Origin of the sequence: Thiolapillus sp. (assembly GCF_048562965.1) — a bacterium.
GTDB classification, from domain to species: Bacteria; Pseudomonadota; Gammaproteobacteria; order Chromatiales; family Chromatiaceae; genus Thiolapillus; species Thiolapillus brandeum_A.
Genome location: NZ_JBHNMF010000760.1, coordinates 1 through 1,423, shown reverse-complemented (window position 1 = coordinate 1,423; position 1,423 = coordinate 1). Strand labels below are relative to the sequence as shown.

General features: G+C 47.4%; 1 protein-coding gene. It reads left to right on the top strand.

The genetic code is table 11. The features are described 5' to 3' along the window. Window positions 1-257: 257 nt before the first annotated feature. Window positions 258-1,423, top strand: a 1,166-nt coding sequence (dcm, locus tag ACOCD2_RS19865) for a DNA (cytosine-5-)-methyltransferase (RefSeq protein ID WP_419608853.1), incomplete at its 3' end; no start/stop codon positions are given.

Sequence of the window (1,423 nt, the reverse complement as noted above, 5' to 3'; positions counted from 1 at the left end):
TATGGGGGGAGGCTCCTTTTTATGTCAATGTTAATAATTGATGAACCTGGGCTTTTTGTGGTTGAGGATAAAGTCAAGATCACAGAGAATTTCAATAACTTATAGTGCATTTCCTTTCGGGGCGGGCTGTTCCTGGTTACGCTTTCGCTCCATCCCCTCCAGCCATTTCACTTGTGAGTTGAATCCGCGCTTGCCTGATATGCTATCTGGGCATAGAATTTGACAAAATGTCCGCTATTTTTCCCGTGGAGGGTATTGTGACGCAGGAAGAAATTCAGGGGTTATTTGATAAAGCCCGTCAGTACTTTTCACAAAAGCAGATAGCTGAACATTGCTGTGTTGGACCACGGACAGTGCGCAGATGGGAGCGAAGTGATACCGTGATCAAACCGGCATACGGTGCTGCCCTGAGGGAACTGTTAATTCCAGTTAAGGAAAAGAACATCAATGAAAATAAGGATGTGGATTTCACTTTTATAGACCTGTTTGCAGGTATAGGCGGAATCAGGAAGGGCTTCGAATCTATTGGCGGGAAATGTATCTGGACAAGTGAATGGAATAAGTATGCGCAGCAGACGTATCGGGAAAACTTTTCCATGGATCATGATCTTGCAGGGAACATTACGGAAATAGTGCCTAAGACGGTTCCTGACCATGATGTGTTGCTTGCAGGCTTTCCATGTCAGCCTTTTTCAATAGCCGGAGTTTCCAAGAAAAACTCTCTGGGTGTGGCTCATGGGTTCGCATGTGAGGCTCAGGGAACACTGTTTTTTGATGTTGCAAAAATCATCAGGGAAAAGCAGCCTGTGGCATTTCTTCTGGAAAATGTGAAGAACCTGGAGCGTCATGACAGCGGGAATACCTTCCGTGTGATCATGGATGTTCTGGAAAATGATCTTGGCTATCGTGTTTATCCGAAGGTAATTGATGCCAAGGGCTTTGTCCCTCAGCACAGGGAAAGACTCTATCTGGTCGGGTTTCGGGAGGAAACGACATTTTCCTGGGATTCCTTCAGGCGTCCGGAACCCGATGCAGTACTGCTCGGGGATATCCTTCATCGCAAAGGGGAGAAGATATCAGAGCATGATGCCGGAAAAGGATACTACGACGAGAAGAAAGGAATGGCGGCGGCTAAGTATACACTGAGTGATAATCTCTGGGTTTATCTTCAGAATTATGCGGCCAAGCACAAGGCAAAAGGCAACGGGTTCGGCTTCGGTCTTGTAACCCGAAAGGATACGACCCGTACATTGTCTGCCCGTTATCACAAGGACGGTTCGGAGATTCTTGTTTCCAGAGGTCCGGGAAGAAATCCCCGGCGCCTTACTCCAAGGGAATGTGCACGACTCATGGGGTATCCTGATGATTTTGTCATCCCGGTATCCGATACACAGGCGTACAGACAGTTCGGCAACTCCGTGGT